The organism is Georgenia sp. SYP-B2076 (assembly GCF_003991205.1).
In the GTDB taxonomy this organism is placed as follows: Bacteria; Actinomycetota; Actinomycetes; order Actinomycetales; family Actinomycetaceae; genus Georgenia.
Genome location: NZ_RXOZ01000036.1, coordinates 161,360 through 177,618, shown reverse-complemented (window position 1 = coordinate 177,618; position 16,259 = coordinate 161,360). Strand labels below are relative to the sequence as shown.

Sequence of the window (16,259 nt, the reverse complement as noted above, 5' to 3'; positions counted from 1 at the left end):
GTCCGGCCCGTCCAGCGAGCCGGTGGGCCGACCGGGCCCGGTGGGCGCGGCCGCCCCCTGCGCGGCCGCGCCCGTCGCCGCTCAGATGCCGAGCCGGTCGGCCAGCGCGCGGTGGTGGAGGTCGGTGACCCCGGGGTGGCTGCGGAACCACATCTTCAGCGCGTTCAGGCCGTAGGTGTCGTAGATCTTGTTGTGGTCCTGGACCTCGACGCCGGGGGCCGCAGCGGCGAGCTCGGCCGGCAGGTCCCACGGGTGGAAGGTCGTGCCGAGGCCGGGGTTGAAGAAGTACGGCACGCTGATGCGGTCGCCGTCGCCGGGGCGCGAGACCACGCGGTGGTTGGTGGCGCGCAGGTACCCGTCCGTGGCGGCCTCGAGCATCTCGCCGATGTTGACGATGAGGGCGTCCTCGAGCGGCTCGGCCTCGATCCAGGCGCCGTCCTTCTCCACCTGCAGCCCGCCCTTGCCGGGCTCGACGAACAACAGCGTCAGGAACCCGAAGTCCTTGTGCTCCCCGACGCCCTGCCCGTGGTCGGTATCCGGCGCCTCGGGATAGCGAACGATCTTCAGGCGGGCGTCGGGGGCGCGGAAGTCGTCGGCGAGCAGGTCCGCGGGCTGGCCGAGGGCGCCCAGCCAGCCGTGCAGGAGCGTCCGGGCCACGCGTTCGTTGTGCCGCGTCCACTCCTCGACGATCCCGCGGAAGTCGGCCGGCTCGGCCGGCCACAGGTTGGGGCCCTCGAGCACCAGCCACGGTTCCTCGGCCGTGGCGGCGCGCGGCTGCGTCTCCGGGCCGACGTCGACCTGCTCGCGCCAGTCCTGCGCGCCCTTGGTCAGCTCGTCGCCGACCCGGCTGTACCCGCGGAAGTGCTGGCTGTTGATCTTCTCGATCGACAGCTTCTTCTCCTCCGGAAGGGCGAAGAACCGGCGCGCCACCGTCACGAGCTCGTCGCTGAGGTCGCGGGGGATGCCGTGCCCGACGAGGTAGAAGAAGCCAAAGTCCCGGGTGGCGGCGCTCAGGCGCTCCTGGAAGCCGAGGGGGTCGGTCTCGACCTCGCGCAGGTCGATGATCGGCAGGGTGCTGGTTGTCATGGTGGTCATGGTCTGTCCTTCGTGTGTGCGGCAGCGTGGTGGGGCTGGCAATGCGGGTGGGCCGGGCGGTGAGCGGTGGCAGGTCGCCGGGAGTGCACGGACGTGCGGTGCGGGGCGGTGTGTGGCGGGAGGGCGCCGGAAGGCCGGACGGGCGCTGCTCGACGGATGCCGGACGGGCGCTGCTCGGCCGTGACCCGACGGGCGCCGCCCAGCGGTAACCCGACGGAGGTCAGGCGGCGCGGGGCTCAGGCGCCGGTCGACGCCGGTCTCGGCACCGTCCGGGAGCCGGGGCTCCGGCGGTGCCGGAGCGTCAGGCTCCGGGGCGCGAGGCGGGACGCGGGCAGGCGGGTCCTACGGTCGGCGGGGGCGTCAGGCCCGACAACACCGACACGTGGCGAGGCAGTCGAAGGAACGCACGGCGACAGTTGCCGTGTTCCGGACGCCAGATGCCTTGCGCATGACGGCGACCGTAGCAGCCCGTGGCCGCGCCGGGAACACCTCGGCGGCGACGTCCCGATACTTGAGACGACAAGGGACGGGGCCGTGAAGGCCCAGGGCGCCGGTCAGCCCTTCACGCCGGTCGAGGCGATGCCCTGGACGAACACCCGCTGGGCGACGAGGAAGACGAGCAGGGTCGGCAGCGAGGCCACGAGCGCCCCCGCGATGACGACGTTCTGGAACTCGAAGCTCATCGTGTACGACATCAGCCGGTTCAGCGTGAGGACCACCGGGTACATCGCCTCGGAGCGGAGGATGGACAGCGGCCAGAGGAAGTTGTTCCAGGCGTAGACGAACATGAACACCGCGAGGGTGACGACCGCCGGCTTGAGCAGGGGGACGACGAACTGCCAGACGATGCGGAACTCGCCGGCGCCGTCGACGCGGGCGGCCTCGAGCAGGTCGTCCGGGAGGTCCATGATGAACTGCCGCATGAGGAAGATGCCGAAGGCGTTCGCCAGCCACGGGAGCATCACGCCGAGGTAGGTGTCGGCCAGGCCCATGTTCGAGACGAGGTAGTACAGCGGCACCAGCGTCACGACGGGCGGCAGGAACATCGTCGCGACGATCCCCCAGAAGAGCACGTCGCGGCCGCGGAACTGGTGCTTGGCGAAGACGTAGCCCGCGAGGACGCTCGTGACCACCACCGAGAGGGTGCAGCCGCCGGCGATGATCACGCTGTTGAGCAGCGAACGGAAGAACGGCACCTGCGTCATCGCCGTGGTGAGCGGGTCGAGGGTCGGCTCCGCGGGGAAGACGGTCGGCGGGATCTGCACGAACTCCGCGGGGGTCTTGAACGCCGAGATCACCAGCCAGTACAGCGGCAGCAGCGGGAGCAGGACGACGCACGCGAGGAGCACGTACAGGATGACCTGCGTGCCGATCTGCCGCGCGGTGCGGGGCCGCCGCTGGAGGGCGCGGGTGCGGACGGCGACGGCGGTACTCACTTGTCCCTGCCCCTCATGAGGATGCCCAGGACGGCCCCGACGACGACGATCATCATGAACAGCGACACCGCGAGGGCGCTGGACTCGCCGGCGAGGCCGTACTGGAACGCGGAGCGCTGGATCTCGAAGGAGACGACGTCGGTCGAGCCGGCGGGACCGCCCTGGGTGAGCAGATAGATGGGGTCGAAGACCTGGATCGAGTTGATGAAGGTCATGAGGACGACGAAGACGAGCGAGCGCCGCAGCAGCGGGATGGTGATCGACCAGGTGCGCCGCGTGAGGCCGGCGCCGTCGATCTTCGCCGCCTCGTAGAGCTCCTCGGGGATCTGGGTGAGCCCGGCGATCAGCAGGATGACGTAGTAGCCGAGCATCTGCCAGACGTTGAAGATCACCAGGGAGACCAGGGCCCAGCTCGGGTCGCTGAGCCAGGCGGGGGAGGGGATGCCGACCGCGCCCAGCATCGCGCTGAGCGGGCCGTACCCCGGCGCGTAGATGTTGCTCCAGATGATGACGATCGCGACCGTCGGGATGACGTACGTGGCGAAGAGGATGACGCGGACGAGGTTCTTGCCTCGCAGCGTCGGGAAGTACAGCAGCATCGACACCAGCAGCGCGAGCGGCACCGTGATGAGGACGCTGAGCCCCACGTACACGGCCGTGTTGCCGATCGCCTGCACCCGGGCGGGGTCGCTGAGCAGGCGGCGGTAGTTGTCCAGGCCGACGAAGGTCATGTCCCCCATCGGGGTGAACATCGACCACTGGTGGAAGCTGATCACGACCGTCATCACCATCGGGACGACGGTGAAGATCCCGATGACGAGGAGGGTCGGGCTCAGGAAGAGCGCCGACCAGCCGGCCTGCGTGCGTCGCTTGTGCCGGGCGCGGCGCGCCGGGGGGAGGCTCCGGACGAGGGAGCCTTCCCCCACGGACTGAAGCGTGGTCACTGCGGTGTCACGTCCTCGGGGGGTGCGTCACTGGGCGGAGGCGAGGGCGGCGTCGACGTCCTTGTTGGCGGCCTCCATGGCGGCCTTGGCGTCGAGCTGGCCGTTGAGCAGCGCCTCGATCTGGCGCTGGAGCGCGTCGGCCGCGGCGGGGCCGCCGATCACCGTGGGGAACGGCGTGGCGGAGCCGAGCGCGTCGACGTAGGGGGTGAGGAAGTCGGACTCGAGGTCTGCCTTGTGCGCCTCGATGTCGGAGGTGCGCGACGGCAGGATGCCCATCGACACGAGGATGTCGCCCATGGCGGAGGAGCCGGCCTTCCCCGAGTCCGGGCCGTTGAGCCAGGTGAGGAACTCCCACGCCGCCTTCTGCTTGGCGTCGTCGGCGTTGCCGTTGACCATCGTCATCCACGAGTAGGAGATCGAGGAGGACGTGGTGCCGCTGGGACCGACCGGGATCGGGGCGGTGGCGACGTCGCTGAACTTCTCGCCCATGGCGTCCTTGAGTGAGCCCTCCCACCAGTTGGCCATGATGATCATGCCGGTCTTGCCGTTGACGAAGTTGTCGAGGTACGGGCCGGTGGTGTTGGCGTTCGCGGTCGACATCGAGGGGTCGGTCAGGCCCTCGTCGACGAGCCGCTGGTACAGCTGGGCCGTCTCGATGGCCTGCGGGCTGGTGAGCTCGGCCGCGGTGCCGTCCTTGTTGAGGAACGTCCCGCCGTCGGAGGCGAGCAGCGAGAGGAAGGGGTGCACGGCGCCGGAGTTCCAGCTGGTGATGAAGCCGATGCCCTGGCGGCCCTGGCCCGTCGCCTTGATCTTCGTGGCCGCGTCGACGAGCGCGTCCCAGTCGGCGGGCGGCGCGGCGACGCCGGCCTCCGCGAAGATCGCCTTGTTGTAGTTGAGCTGGTAGAGGTCCACCTCGTTGGGGATGCCGTGGACGCTGCCCTGCTGGGAGGCGGCGCCGACGATGTTCTCCGGCCAGTTCCCCGTGACCTCGCTCGAGACGTCCTTGGGCGCCTCCGCGGCGAGGCCGTCGCGGGCGAGCTCGGGGAGCCAGGCGTCGTAGATGCCGGCGATGGTCGGGCCGTCGGGCGAGGCGCCCTGCGTGCGCAGCGTGGAGAGCAGGTTGCCGAACGGCACGGCCTGCACGTCCACGGTGACGTCCGGGTTCTCCTTGGTGAACGCGGCGGCCGCATCGTCGAGCATGCTCACCTGGTCCGGGCCCCAGTGGGTGAGGAAGGTGATCTTCTGGGCGCCGTCACCGCCTCCGCTGCTGCTGGACCCGCCGCCGGAGCCGCCCGAGGAGCAGCCGGCGAGGCCCAGCGCGAGGGCGGCCCCCAGGCTCGTGGCCGCGAGAAGTGCCTTCTTGTTCATGGTTCTCCCTTGGCGAGTGAGGTGCGGGGTGGGGTGGTCTGTCACGGTCCGGCGAGGGCGAACTTCTCGTTGCCGGCGGTCTTGAAGGCCGCCGCGCGCTTCTCCCCGACCAGGCAGCCCTTCACTTCCATCAGGGCCGAGTAGTAGTCGATGAAGCGGAACCCGTAGGTCTCGCCGCGGGCGAAGGCGTGCTCCTGGATGCCCTCGCGCCATCGGGCGTAGGCCTCCTCGGGGATCGAGAAGAACGTGTCGGCCTCGAAGCCCGCCATGTCCTCCCAGTTCTCCGCGTGGAGGATGGTGGGCACGGAGTGCCGCTCGGCGTCGACCTCCTCGATCGGGATCGAGGCGAGGAACGCCCCGCGCAGCGCGGCCTGGGCCGCGCGCTCGTGGTCACGGTGCATGCTGCGCACCCAGTGGGTGATGAGGAGGTCGGGCTTCGCCTCCCGGACCACCGTGGCGACCTGCTCGGCGACCGCCTCGTCGTCCGGGAGGAAGCCGTCGGAGTAGCCCAGCGTGACCAGCTCGGCGCCGATCTTCTCGGCGAAGAACCGGGCCTCGTGCCGCTTCTGCGCGCGGTACACGCTCGGCGCGAGCGTGGGGTGGCCCCGCTCGCCGTCGGTGCAGTCGACGATGATGGCCCGCCCGCCCTCGAGCACCACCTTGGCCAGCGTCGGCCCGGCGGTGAGCTCCATGTCGCCGATGTGGCCGCCGACGGCGACGACGGTCTTCGTCATGGGTCGTCCTCTCTGCCGCTCGGGCGCCTAGTCGAGGGGGGCGCGCAGGATCGAGAAGGTGCGGGTGATGCGGAAACCGGTCCGCTCGTACAGCTTCGATGCGGCGGAGCCCTCGTCCGCCCAGAGGAACCAGGCGCTGTGCGCGCCGAGCGCGGTCATGCGCTCGAGGGTGAGGTGCAGCAGTACCTTGCCCAGGCCCGTCCCCCGGCTGGCGGGCAGCACCCCGAACGGTCCGAAGCGCTCGATGACCGCCTCGTAGGTGCCGTGCATCGCCCAGCCGAGCACGTCACCCGCGGGATCCCGGGCGATGAGGATCCGCTCGAGGGGCATGCCGCCCAGCACGCCCTCGCGGATGGCGCGGGCCCAGTCGGAGCTGAAGGACTCCCCGGCGATCCGGATCAGCGGCACGAGGTCGTCGTTGGTCGGCGTGCCGAGGTGCCAGCCCTCGCCGCGCAGGGCGGCGACCCGGGCGCGGACCTCCTCGGGCATCTGGTAGCCGATGAGCGACAGGTCCATGGCGCTGGGACGCTCGACCTCGGCGAAGCCGAGCGCGTGCAGCAGCCGCTCGGCGGCGGGGTAGCGCGCCGCGTCCAGGCCGGGCAGCACGTAGTTCGGCGTGTAGCTCGAGAAGAGCACCTCGCGGGCACCCTGCGCGCGCAACCAGGCCATGGCTGCCTCGACGAGCCGCCGGCCGAGCCCGGTGCCGCGGGCGGAGGGCACGACGAAGAAGTAGGGGATCCAGCCGGTGCCCGCCTGGAGGTCGTCGCCGTGGTGCGCCACGCGGCGGCGCACGGCGTAGGCGGAGCCGACGACGCGGTCACCCTGCTGGGCGACGAACAGGCCGTCGGGGTCGAAGTTGCGGTCGAGGAGGACCAGGTCGCGCAGTCGCCGCTCCGTCATGCCGTCCTGGGGTGCGCCCTCCGTCCATGCCTCGGCCATGGCCCTGGCATCGCCCGCGGCGAAGCTGCGGAGCGTGACGGGGGCGGCGATCCGGGGCACCCGCGTTCCTTTCGCTGGCGGACGGCGGACCTCGTCGTCCGCAGTTGCAGCGACAGTAGTGTCATCCACGTCACACCGGCAAGTTTTTTCACCCACACTCTTTGGGACGGAGTTCGGTTACATGGCGCACTGGGGCTGCGCCGTCGGCCGCGGGCGACGCCGCAGTCGGCGGCCGTGGGCGACGCCGCCGTCGGCCGTGGTGGGCGGCCGGTCGTCGGCTGCCCGCCGGAGACGACGCGCGTCAGACGGCGCGGGCGCCCCGGGTGACCTCGCGGGTGCGTCGCAGGGCCTCCACCGTGGAGTCGTACCGGCGCTGGGCGACCCCCGCGAAGATGCAGTCCACGACGGCGAGCTGGGCGATCCGGCTGACCATGGCGCCGGCCCGGAAGGTCGTCTCGCGGACCTCCGTGAAGAGCGCGAGGTCCGCGAGCCGGGCCAGGCTCGAGCCCTTGGCGCCGGTGATGCCGACCGTGCGCGCGCCGTTGTCGCGGGCGAGGCGCAGGAACTCCAGCGTCTCGTGCGTCTCCCCGACGTGCGAGAAGGCGACCGCGACGACGCCCTCGACCGGGAGGACCGCGGCCGTCCAGGCCTCGTGCGGCTCCGTCGGCGCGAACACGGTGCGCCCGATGCGGAAGAGCTTGACCTGGAGGTCCTCGGCCACGAATCGGCTGGCGCCGACCCCGTAGAGCAGGATGCGGCCCGCCCCGTCGATCGCGTCGACGATGCGCTCGAGCGCCTGATAGTCCAGCCGTGCGATCGTCTCCTCGATCGCGAGGATCTCGAGCGAGGCGATCTTCTGGGCCATCTCGGCGAGCGACTCGCCCTCGGTGATGTCCGCCCCGTAGCTGGTGCCGCCGAACTGTGCCGACTCCTTGCCGAGCTCGGTCGCGAGCATCATCCGCAGCTGGGTGTACCCGCTGAGGCCTATCGCCCGGCAGAACCGCACCACCGACGCGACGGAGGTGCCGCAGGAGTCGGCGAGATCGTTGATGGTGCTGTCGAGGACGATCGCCGGGTTCTCGCGGATCGCGGCGGCGACCCGGCGGAGCGAGGGCGAGAGGGAGCCGATCGTGGCCTCGATCGTCGACTGGACGCTCACGTCGGCCTCCTCCGTGGTCCCTTGCAGTATCCGCGTCGCTGTGATGAAAATACGTTACAGCAGTGAGCGATCTGGTGGATGACCGTTACATCCGCACCGTCAGGAGGGCGGTATGACGCGAGACGAAGGGCTGACCCTCTGCGTCGACGTCGGGAAGACCCGCTGCCGGGTGGGCGCACTCTCCGCCGACGGTGTCGTCGCGACCGTGGAGGACGAGGGGGCCGCGGGCGCAGCGGCCGGCGACGGCGCCGCCCAGATCTCCGGGCGCGTGCTGGCCCTCGTGGCGCGCCTGTCCGTTCCTGCGCCGTCCGCCGTCGGCGTGGGCGCGGCGGGCGTCCTCACCGACCCGGGCGCCGGTAAGCGGATCGCCCGGGAGCTGGCCGAGCGGCTCCGCCTGCCGGTCGCGGTCGCCTCCGACGCCGTCACGGCCCACGTCGGCGCGCTTGGCGGGGAGCCGGGCGTGAGCCTCATCGCCGGCACGGGCGCCGTCGCGCTGGGCGTCTCCAGGACGGGCGAGCTGCGGCGGGTCGACGGCTGGGGCACGGACGTGGGCGACCTCGGCGGCGGCTCGTGGATCGGCCGCGAGGGCATCCGGGCCGTCCTCGGGGCGGCGTGCGGGCTCGGGCCCCCGACCGCCCTGTTCGCCGACCTGCCGGGCGTCATCGCGCCGGAGACGGACGTCGTCCGGTGGGTCTCGGGCGCGCCGGGTGCTGGGCGGCGGCTCGCCATGGTCGCCCCTGCGGTGCTGCGCCGGGCGGAGGGCGGCGACGCCGTCGCGCTGGAGATCGCCGGGCGAGCCGTGACCCACCTGGCGGACACGGCGCACGCCGCCTCGGACGCCGCGGACGCCTCGGACGCCGCGGGGGCCTCGGCCGTGTTGGACGCCGCCGACGCCGCGGACGCCGCGGCGCGGCGGGTCTGCGCACTCGGCGGGCTCACCCGAGATCCCTGGTTCGCGGCACGCCTGGCCGCGGCGCTCCGCGCACGCGGGCTCGTCCCCGCCGACCCCGCCGGCACGGCGCTCGACGGGGCCCGGGCCATCGCCCTCCGCGCCGACCTGCCCCACGAGAGGTACATCCACCGTGCTCAGTGACGAACCGGCACGCCTGGACAGGCTCCTCCACGAGCTGTCGACGCTGACGACCGAGGCCGCCGGCCCGGGCCGCGCGGATCTTGACACCCTCAGCACGATCGACCTCGTGCGGGAGATGAACGCCGAGGACGCCAAGGTCCCCGCCGCCGTCGGGGCACGGGCCACGGCGATCGCCGCCGCCGTCGACGGCATCGTCGAGCGGATGCGCCGGGGTGGGCGCCTGATCTACGTGGGAGCCGGCACCGCCGGCCGCATCGGCATCCTCGACGCGAGCGAGTGCCCGCCGACCTTCGGTACCGACCCCGGCCTCGTCGTCGGGCTCATCGCCGGCGGCCCCGCCGCCATTCAGCGCGCGGTCGAGAACTCCGAGGACGACGGGGAGGCGGCCGCCGCCGGGCTCGCCGGGCTCGGCCTCACCGCGAGCGACGTGGTCGTGGGCATCTCGGCCTCCGGCCGCACCCCGTACGTCGTCGGCGCCCTGCAGCACGCCCGCGCCGTCGGCGCGTTCACGGTGGCGATCGCCCAGAACGCGGGGTCCGCGATCGGCGCCCTCGCCGACGTCCCCATCGAGGTCGTCGTCGGCCCGGAGATCGTGGCGGGATCCACCCGGCTGAAGTCGGGCACCGCACAGAAGCTGGTCGTCAACATGCTCAGCACGCTCAGCATGGTGCGGCTGGGCAAGACCTACCACGGCATCATGGTCGACCTGCAGGCGACCAACGAGAAGCTCAAGGCGCGTTCGGTCCGCACCGTCATGGGGGCCGCCGGGGTGGGCGCCGACGAGGCCGCGCGTGCCCTCGAGGCGGTCGACGGGTCGGTCAAGCGGGCGATCCTCGTGCTGCTCACCGGCATCGCCGTCGAGGAGGCGCCGGCCGCGATCGAGCGCGCCGGCGGCATCCTGCGCGTCGCGATCGAGCAGAACGGCGGGGCGAGGGCCTGAGCGGCCGGGCCGGCGCCCGGCCTGAGCGGCCCGGCGGCGCGGCCCTGAGCGGCTGGACGGCGCGGCCCTGAGCGGCCCGACGCCCGCGTCACGTCAGCCCTGGCTGTGCCGCTCGAGGAACTCGTAGACCTCGGTGTCGTCCACGCCGGGGAACGTCCCGGGCGGGATGGCCGCGAGGAGGTGCGAGTGCGCGCGGGCGCTGGGCCACGCCTGCGACTGCCACCGGGCGGCGAGCTCCGCCGGGGGGCGTCGGCAGCAGGACGGGTCGGGGCAGGAGGACCGGGAGCGCACCGCGGTCTCCCGGCCCTGGAACCACTTCACGTGCGCGAACGGCACGCCGACGTCGATGGCGAAGTCGCCGTCGCCGGTGCGTTCGACATGCGTGGTGCACCAGTACGTCCCGCGGCCCATGTCCGTGTACTGGTAGTGGGTGGCGTACCGGTCGGCGTTGTTGAACACGGCGCGCGAGGCCCAGAACCGGCACACAGTCTGCCCCTCGATGGCGCCGGTGACGTCGGTGGGGAAGGTGACGTCGTCGTTCTCGTAGGCCTTGTAGATCACCCCGTCCTCGCCGACGCGCATGAAGTGCACGGGCAGGTCCAGGTGCTCGGTCGCGAGGTTGGTGAACCGGTGCGCGGCGGTCTCGTAGGAGACGGCGAAGACGTCGCGGAGGTCGTCGATGGCCAGGGCCTTGTTCGCCTTGGCGTCCCGCAGGAAGGCTACCGACGGCCCTTCCGGCATGAGCAGCGCCGCGGCGAAGTAGTTCGCCTCGACCCGCTGGCGTAGGAAGTCGGCGTACCCGGTGGGGTCGGAGTGGTTGAGCGCGAAGTGGCCGAGGGTCTGCAGCACGATCGTGCGCGGGTCGTGGCCGCCGCGGTCCGCGAGCGGCAGGTAGATGCGGCGGTGGCGCAGGTCGGAGACCGACCGGGTGGCCCGGGGCAGGTCCGCCGCCCGGTGCAGCGTGAAGCCCAGGTGCGCCGTCACCGACGCGACGCCCCGCTCCGTCAGCGGCCCCGCGGTGTGCCCGACGGCGGCGGAAATCTCCGTGGCGAGCCGCTCGATCTCGGCGAAGTAGTTGTGCCGCGCCCGCATCTTGTGGCGCAGCTCGGCGTTGGCCCGGCGGGCCTCCTCGGGCGTGGCCGAGCGGATCGTCGCCCGGCGGGCCAGCTCCTCGTGCAGGCCCACGAGCGCCTCGAGCGCCTCGGTGGGCATCTTCGCGCTCGCCCGCACCCGCGGCAGGCCGAGCGCCGTGTAATGCGGGCGCACCTGCGCCTGGGCGAGGGCGATCTCGAGGGCCGCCCGGTGCGAGGGCGCCTCGTCCTTCATCAGGTCCGCGACGGAGACGCCGAGCTCGCGGGCGATGGTGCGCAGCAGCGCGAGGCGGGGCTCCCGCCGGCCGTTCTCCACCTGGGAGAGCAGCGACGGCGCCCGCTCCACCCGCGCCGCCAGCTCCGCGAGCGTCCAGCCCTTCGCCTGGCGGGCGTGCCGGATGCGCCGCCCAAGGGTGGCCAGGTCCGTCGTGGGCTCCGTCTTCGTCAAAGTTCTCTCCTCGTGAAGATCGCCCAATCTTCACCGAGATTAGCAGTGGTTGTGAGATGAGTCACTGCACCAGGGTGAAGTGACACGGAAGTTAACGGGCCGCGGCCCCCCGACGGAGGAGAGCACGATGACCAGCACGCTCGACAACCCGACCACCACGACCCCGCCCCGCACCCCTGCCGAGCGCATCGCCGCCGAGGCCGCCGAGCTCGAGCGGCAGTGGGCCACCGACCCGCGCTGGGCGGGGGTCGAGCGCACCTACACCGCCGAGGACGTGGTGCGCCTGCGCGGCACCGTCCGCGAGGAGTTCACCCTGGCCCGCCGCGGCGCCGAGCGGCTGTGGGAGCTGCTGCACACCACCGACTACGTCCACGCGCTCGGCGCCATCACGGGCAACCAGGCGGTCCAGCAGGTCCGCGCCGGGCTCAAGGCCATCTACCTCTCCGGCTGGCAGGTCGCGGCCGACGGCAACGTCTCGGGCAACACTTACCCCGACCAGTCGCTCTACCCGGTCAACTCGGTGCCCACCGTGGTCCGCCGCATCAACAACGCCCTCCTGCGCGCCGACGAGATCTCCTTCTCCGAGGGCACCGACCCGGGCTTCGACTGGCTCGCCCCGATCGTCGCCGACGCCGAGGCCGGCTTCGGCGGCCCGCTCAACGCCTTCGAGCTCGCCAAGTCCCTCATCGCGGCCGGCGCCGCGGGCGTGCACTACGAGGACCAGCTCGCCTCGGAGAAGAAGTGCGGGCACCTCGGCGGCAAGGTGCTCGTGCCCACCGCCCAGCACGTGCGCACCCTCAACGCGGCGCGGCTGGCCGCGGACGTCATGGGCACCCCGACGATCATCGTCGCCCGCACCGACGCCCTCGGCGCCAACCTCATCACCTCCGACGTCGACGAGCGCGACGCCGCGTTCCTCACCGGCGAGCGCACCCCCGAGGGCTTCTACCGCACCAACCCCGGCGCCGGCCCCGTCATCACCCGGGCCCTGGCCTACGCCCCGTACGCCGACCTGATCTGGGTCGAGACGTCGACGCCGGACATCGGGCTGGCCCGCCAGGTCGCCGACGCGGTCCACGAGCAGTTCCCCGGCAAGATGCTCGCCTACAACTGCTCGCCGTCCTTCAACTGGAAGGCCCACCTGACCGACGAGCAGATCGCCGCCTTCCAGCGCGAGCTCGGCGAGCTGGGCTACACGTTCCAGTTCATCACCCTCGCCGGCTTCCACCAGCTCAACTACGGCATGTTCGAGCTGGCCCGCGGCTACGCCGAGCGCGGCATGAGCGCCTACGTCGAGCTCCAGGAGAAGGAGTTCGCGGCCGAGGCGGACGGCTACACGGCCACCAAGCACCAGCGCGAGGTCGGCACGGGGTACTTCGACCTAGTCTCCACCGCCCTGAACCCGAACAGCGACACCCTGGCGCTGCGCGGGTCCACCGAAGAGCAGCAGTTCCACTGACGCGTGACGGCCCCGAGAGGACCTCAGACCATGACCACCACCCCGCCCCAGACCCGTCCCGCGCCGACCGTCGCCCCACCGCGGCGCGACCCGGGCTCGCCGCTCCGCGTCGTGGCGCCGAGCGCGCCGAGCGCGCCGAGTGCGCCATCGCCGGCGAGCGCGGCGCCGGTGAGCGTCGCGCCGTCGAGCGCCGCGCCGTCGAGCGCCGCACCGGTGAGCGTCGCGCCGGCCGCCGTGCCCAGCGCGCCGTCGTCGCCGGCCACGGCTCCCCGGCCGGCCCGCGTCGAGGTCACCGGCCCGCCCGTCCCCGGGGCGGAGCAGATCCTGACCCCCGCCGCCCTGGACTTCCTCGCCGAGCTCCACCGCCGATTCTCCGGGCGGCGGGCCGAGCTGCTCGCCCGGCGTCAGGCGACGCGCCGCCGCATCGCCGACGGCGCCGACCCCCACTTCCTGCCCGAGACCGCCCACGTCCGCGAGGACCTCACCTGGCAGGTGGCGCCCCCGGCACCTGGGCTAGTCGACCGTCGGGTGGAGATCACCGGGCCGACCGAGCGGAAGATGGCGATCAACGCCCTGAACTCCGGCGCGAAGGTGTGGCTCGCGGATCTCGAGGACGCCAACACCCCGCACTTCGCCAACGTCGTCGCCGGCCAGGTCAACCTCCGGGACGCCGTCCGGCGCACGATCAGCTTCACCAGCCCCGAGGGCAAGGCGTACGCGCTGCGCGGCGGGGACCTCGCCACGATCGTCGTCCGCCCCCGCGGGTGGCACCTGACCGAGAAGCACCTGCGCTTCGGTGAGGAGGTCATGGTCGGCGGGCTCGTCGACTTCGGCCTCTACTTCTTCCACAACGCCGAAGAGCTCCTGGCCCGCGGCTCGGGACCGTACTTCTACCTCGCCAAGCTCGAGAACCACCACGAGGCCCGGCTGTGGAACGACGTCTTCACCTTCGCCGAGGACCACCTCGGGCTCGGCCGCGGCACCATCCGCGCGACCGTCCTCATCGAGACGATCACCGCGGCCTTCGAGATGGAGGAGATCCTCTACGAGCTGCGCGAGCACTCCGCCGGCCTGAACGCCGGGCGGTGGGACTACATCTTCAGCCTCATCAAAAACTTCCGCGGCCGCGGCCCGGCGTTCGTCCTGCCTGACCGGGCGGACGTGACCATGACGGTGCCGTTCATGCGGGCCTACACGGAGCTGCTCGTGCGCACCTGCCACCGCCGCGGCGCCCACGCCATCGGCGGGATGTCGGCCTTCATCCCGTCCAAGGACCCCGAGCGCGACGCGATGGTCGACGCCAAGCTGCGCGAGGACAAGCAGCGCGAGGCGGATGACGGCTTCGACGGCTCGTGGGTGGCGCACCCCGGGATGGTCGGCTCGGTGCGGGAGGTCTTCGACGGGGTGCTGGGGGAGCGGCCCAACCAGCTCTCCCGCCAGCGGGAGGACGTCCGCGTCACCGCCGCCCAGCTCCTGGACGTCGCCGCCACCCCGGGCGCCGTCACCTCGCGCGGGCTGCGCACCAACGTCTCAGTCACGCTGCGCTACCTCGAGGCGTGGCTGGGCGGGCGCGGTGCCGTCGCGATCTTCGGGCTCATGGAGGACGCGGCCACGGCGGAGATCTCCCGGTCGCAGGTGTGGCAGTGGATCCGCCAGGGCACAGTGCTCGACGACGGACGCCGGGTCACCGCCGAGCTGGCTCGAGAGATCCTCGCGGAGGAGCGACGAGCGCTGCTGGCCGAGGCCGGGGCCGACTCCGAGCGGGCGGCCCGCGTCGAGCAGGCCGCCGACCTCTTCGCCGAGGTCGCGCTGGGGGAGGAGTACCCGACGTTCCTGACCGTCCCGGCGTACGCCTGCCGGGTGGAGTAGCCGGCGCCCTCCCGTCCCGGCGAGGTCCCTCCTCGGCGTGATGTCCCCTGACGACGGCCCCGGGTGAGCGCCCGGGGCCGTCGGGCGCGTGCCGAGAGTCGGACCGTCGTCGTGCGGGTCTGTCCCCAGGCGCGGGCGCGATGTCGGTGCCCGCCGGTAGTCTCATACACATGTTCGATGGGCAGCGTGGCCGGGACCGGGGTGCGGGGCATCCCGGTCCCACCCCTGCCCGCCCGACCTCGGTGGACATCGCCCGCTGGCGGGTGGCGGTGGCGGACCTGGACCGGGACGTGCCCGACGCCGAGCGCGTCGACCAGCTCCGGGCGCTGGAGGAGCTCAAGGCCGCCGCCTCGGCGGCGCAGGCGCGGATCGCGGTGGACCTGGACGCCTCCCAGCGCCGGGCGCAGGCCGCGGCCGGGGTGCCGGCGGCCCGGCGCGGCCAGGGGGTGGGCGCGCAGGTGGCGCTGGCCCGCCGGGAGTCGCCGGCCCGGGGCGGGCGGCTGCTGGGCCTGGCGAAGGCGCTGGTCCTGGAGATGCCGCACACCTTCGCCGCCCTGGCGGCCGGGTCGATCAGCGAGTGGCGCGCCACCTTGCTGGTGCGCGAGTCGGCCTGCCTGAGCGTGGCCGACCGGGCGGCGCTCGACGCCGAGCTGTGGGCCGACCCGCAGGGGCTCGAGCGGATGGGGGACCGCCGGCTGGTCGCCCGGGCCCGCGCCGTCGCCTACCGACTCGACGCCGCCGCGGTGGTGCGGCGGGCACGCAAGGCCGAGGGGGAGCGGGGCGTGAGCCTGCGCCCGGCCCCGGACACCATGACCTACCTGACCGGGCTGCTCCCGGTGGCCCAGGGGGTGGGGGTCTACGCTGCGCTGACCCGGGCGGCGGACGCCCTGCGGGCCCAGGGCGACGGGCGCAGCCGGGGACAGCTCATGGCAGACACCCTCGTCGAGCGGGTCACCGGCCAGGCGCGGGCCGCGGATGTCCCGGTCGAGGTCCAGGTCGTCATGACCGAGCGGACCCTGCTCACCGGCGACGACGAGCCCGCCGCCATCCCCGGCTACGGCACCGTCCCGGCCGAGTGGGCCCGCGAGCTCGTGAAGGAGCGCACCGGCACCCCGAAGGGAACCGGCACGCCCGGTCCCGGTGAGGCGAGGGTGTTGTTGTGGCTGCGGCGGCTGTTCACCGCGCCGGGCACCGGACAGCTCGTGGCGATGGACTCCCGGCGCCGGATCGTGCCGCCCGGCCTGGCCCGATTCGTCGGGGTGCGGGACCAGTTGTGCCGGACGCTGTGGTGCGACGCGGCTATCCGCCACCGCGACCACGTCGTGGCCCACGCCGAGGGCGGGGCGACCACCGCCGAGAACCTCCAGGGCACCTGCGAGGGGTGCAACTACGCCAAGGCCGCCCCCGGGTGGAGGGCGCGCATCCTGCCCGCCGCAGACCAGCGCGCCGGCCCGGGCGGCCACGTGGTGGAGACCACCACCCCGACCGGGCACCGCTACGCCTCCCACGCTCCGGCCCTGCCCGGACACACCAGGCCCGCCCCACGCGCTGCATCATTACTCCCGCGCGAGACCGGCAGCGGCGTCGAACGCGCGCTCGCCGACTACCCCTGGACGGCCTGAACCGACGTGCCGCCGTGGCAGGGCACTGCCGGGCCGCGCGGGGGAACCACTCCGCCGTCCGG

Annotated in this window: 14 protein-coding genes; 5 read left to right on the top strand and 9 right to left on the bottom strand. The window is 72.9% G+C overall.

Features of this window, described 5'->3' with window-relative positions:
* Positions 1-81: 81 nt before the first annotated feature.
* From EJK16_RS18220 to EJK16_RS18190, 7 genes are all read right to left on the bottom strand, one after another.
* Positions 82-1,095 (bottom strand): isopenicillin N synthase family dioxygenase, encoded by a 1,014-nt coding sequence (locus EJK16_RS18220; protein ID WP_370276094.1) that lies wholly within the window; start codon positions 1,093-1,095, stop codon positions 82-84.
* A gap of 554 nt (positions 1,096-1,649) precedes the next feature.
* Complete coding sequence (locus tag EJK16_RS18215) at positions 1,650-2,531, bottom strand: carbohydrate ABC transporter permease (protein ID WP_205739838.1); 882 nt, start codon at positions 2,529-2,531, stop codon at positions 1,650-1,652.
* Positions 2,528-3,475 carry a carbohydrate ABC transporter permease gene (locus tag EJK16_RS18210; protein WP_127131919.1) on the bottom strand — a complete coding sequence of 316 codons (948 nt, stop codon included), beginning with the start codon at positions 3,473-3,475 and terminating at the stop codon, positions 2,528-2,530. Before EJK16_RS18210 ends, EJK16_RS18215 begins: the two co-directional genes overlap by 4 nt.
* Before the next feature lie 27 nt (positions 3,476-3,502).
* Positions 3,503-4,843, bottom strand: coding sequence for an extracellular solute-binding protein (locus EJK16_RS18205; RefSeq protein ID WP_127131917.1), 1,341 nt, complete (start codon positions 4,841-4,843; stop codon positions 3,503-3,505).
* A 41-nt stretch (positions 4,844-4,884) separates the two neighbouring features.
* Positions 4,885-5,577 (bottom strand): PIG-L deacetylase family protein, encoded by a 693-nt coding sequence (locus EJK16_RS18200; RefSeq protein ID WP_127131915.1) that lies wholly within the window; start codon positions 5,575-5,577, stop codon positions 4,885-4,887.
* A gap of 27 nt (positions 5,578-5,604) precedes the next feature.
* Positions 5,605-6,576, bottom strand: a complete 972-nt coding sequence (locus EJK16_RS18195) for a GNAT family N-acetyltransferase (protein ID WP_205739837.1) — start codon at positions 6,574-6,576, stop codon at positions 5,605-5,607.
* 241 nt (positions 6,577-6,817) lie between these two features.
* Positions 6,818-7,675, bottom strand: coding sequence for a MurR/RpiR family transcriptional regulator (locus EJK16_RS18190; RefSeq protein WP_127131913.1), 858 nt, complete (start codon positions 7,673-7,675; stop codon positions 6,818-6,820).
* Positions 7,676-7,787: 112 nt separating this feature from the next.
* Here EJK16_RS18190 and EJK16_RS19730 point away from each other — a divergent pair, with 112 nt between their 5' ends.
* Both EJK16_RS19730 and murQ read left to right on the top strand, forming a co-directional pair.
* On the top strand, positions 7,788-8,768 hold the full coding sequence (locus EJK16_RS19730) for a BadF/BadG/BcrA/BcrD ATPase family protein (protein ID WP_164737411.1): 981 nt from the start codon (positions 7,788-7,790) through the stop codon (positions 8,766-8,768).
* On the top strand, positions 8,758-9,708 hold the full coding sequence (gene murQ / locus EJK16_RS18180; RefSeq protein WP_127131911.1) for an N-acetylmuramic acid 6-phosphate etherase: 951 nt from the start codon (positions 8,758-8,760) through the stop codon (positions 9,706-9,708). The genes EJK16_RS19730 and murQ overlap by 11 nt, the downstream gene beginning before the upstream one ends.
* A gap of 93 nt (positions 9,709-9,801) precedes the next feature.
* Here murQ and EJK16_RS18175 read toward each other — a convergent pair whose 3' ends face one another.
* Positions 9,802-11,247, bottom strand: coding sequence for an XRE family transcriptional regulator (locus tag EJK16_RS18175; protein WP_127131909.1), 1,446 nt, complete (start codon positions 11,245-11,247; stop codon positions 9,802-9,804).
* Between the two features lie 127 nt (positions 11,248-11,374).
* On the opposite strand from EJK16_RS18175, the gene aceA reads away from it, so the two are divergent.
* The gene (aceA, locus tag EJK16_RS18170) at positions 11,375-12,706 is read left to right on the top strand and encodes an isocitrate lyase (RefSeq protein WP_127131907.1); all 1,332 of its coding nucleotides are present in this window, start codon (positions 11,375-11,377) and stop codon (positions 12,704-12,706) included.
* Between the two features lie 23 nt (positions 12,707-12,729).
* Here aceA and EJK16_RS20370 read toward each other — a convergent pair whose 3' ends face one another.
* The gene (locus tag EJK16_RS20370) at positions 12,730-12,969 is read right to left on the bottom strand and encodes a hypothetical protein (protein WP_240646154.1); all 240 of its coding nucleotides are present in this window, start codon (positions 12,967-12,969) and stop codon (positions 12,730-12,732) included.
* Between EJK16_RS20370 and aceB the strand changes: the two genes are divergently transcribed.
* Positions 12,941-14,575 (top strand): malate synthase A, encoded by a 1,635-nt coding sequence (gene aceB / locus EJK16_RS18165; RefSeq protein WP_240646153.1) that lies wholly within the window; start codon positions 12,941-12,943, stop codon positions 14,573-14,575. The two genes, EJK16_RS20370 and aceB, sit on opposite strands and share 29 nt — an antisense overlap.
* Positions 14,576-14,745: 170 nt before the next feature.
* A complete protein-coding gene (locus EJK16_RS18160; protein ID WP_127131903.1) occupies positions 14,746-16,197 on the top strand; it encodes a DUF222 domain-containing protein in 1,452 nt (483 codons plus the stop codon).
* Positions 16,198-16,259: the final 62 nt, after the last annotated feature.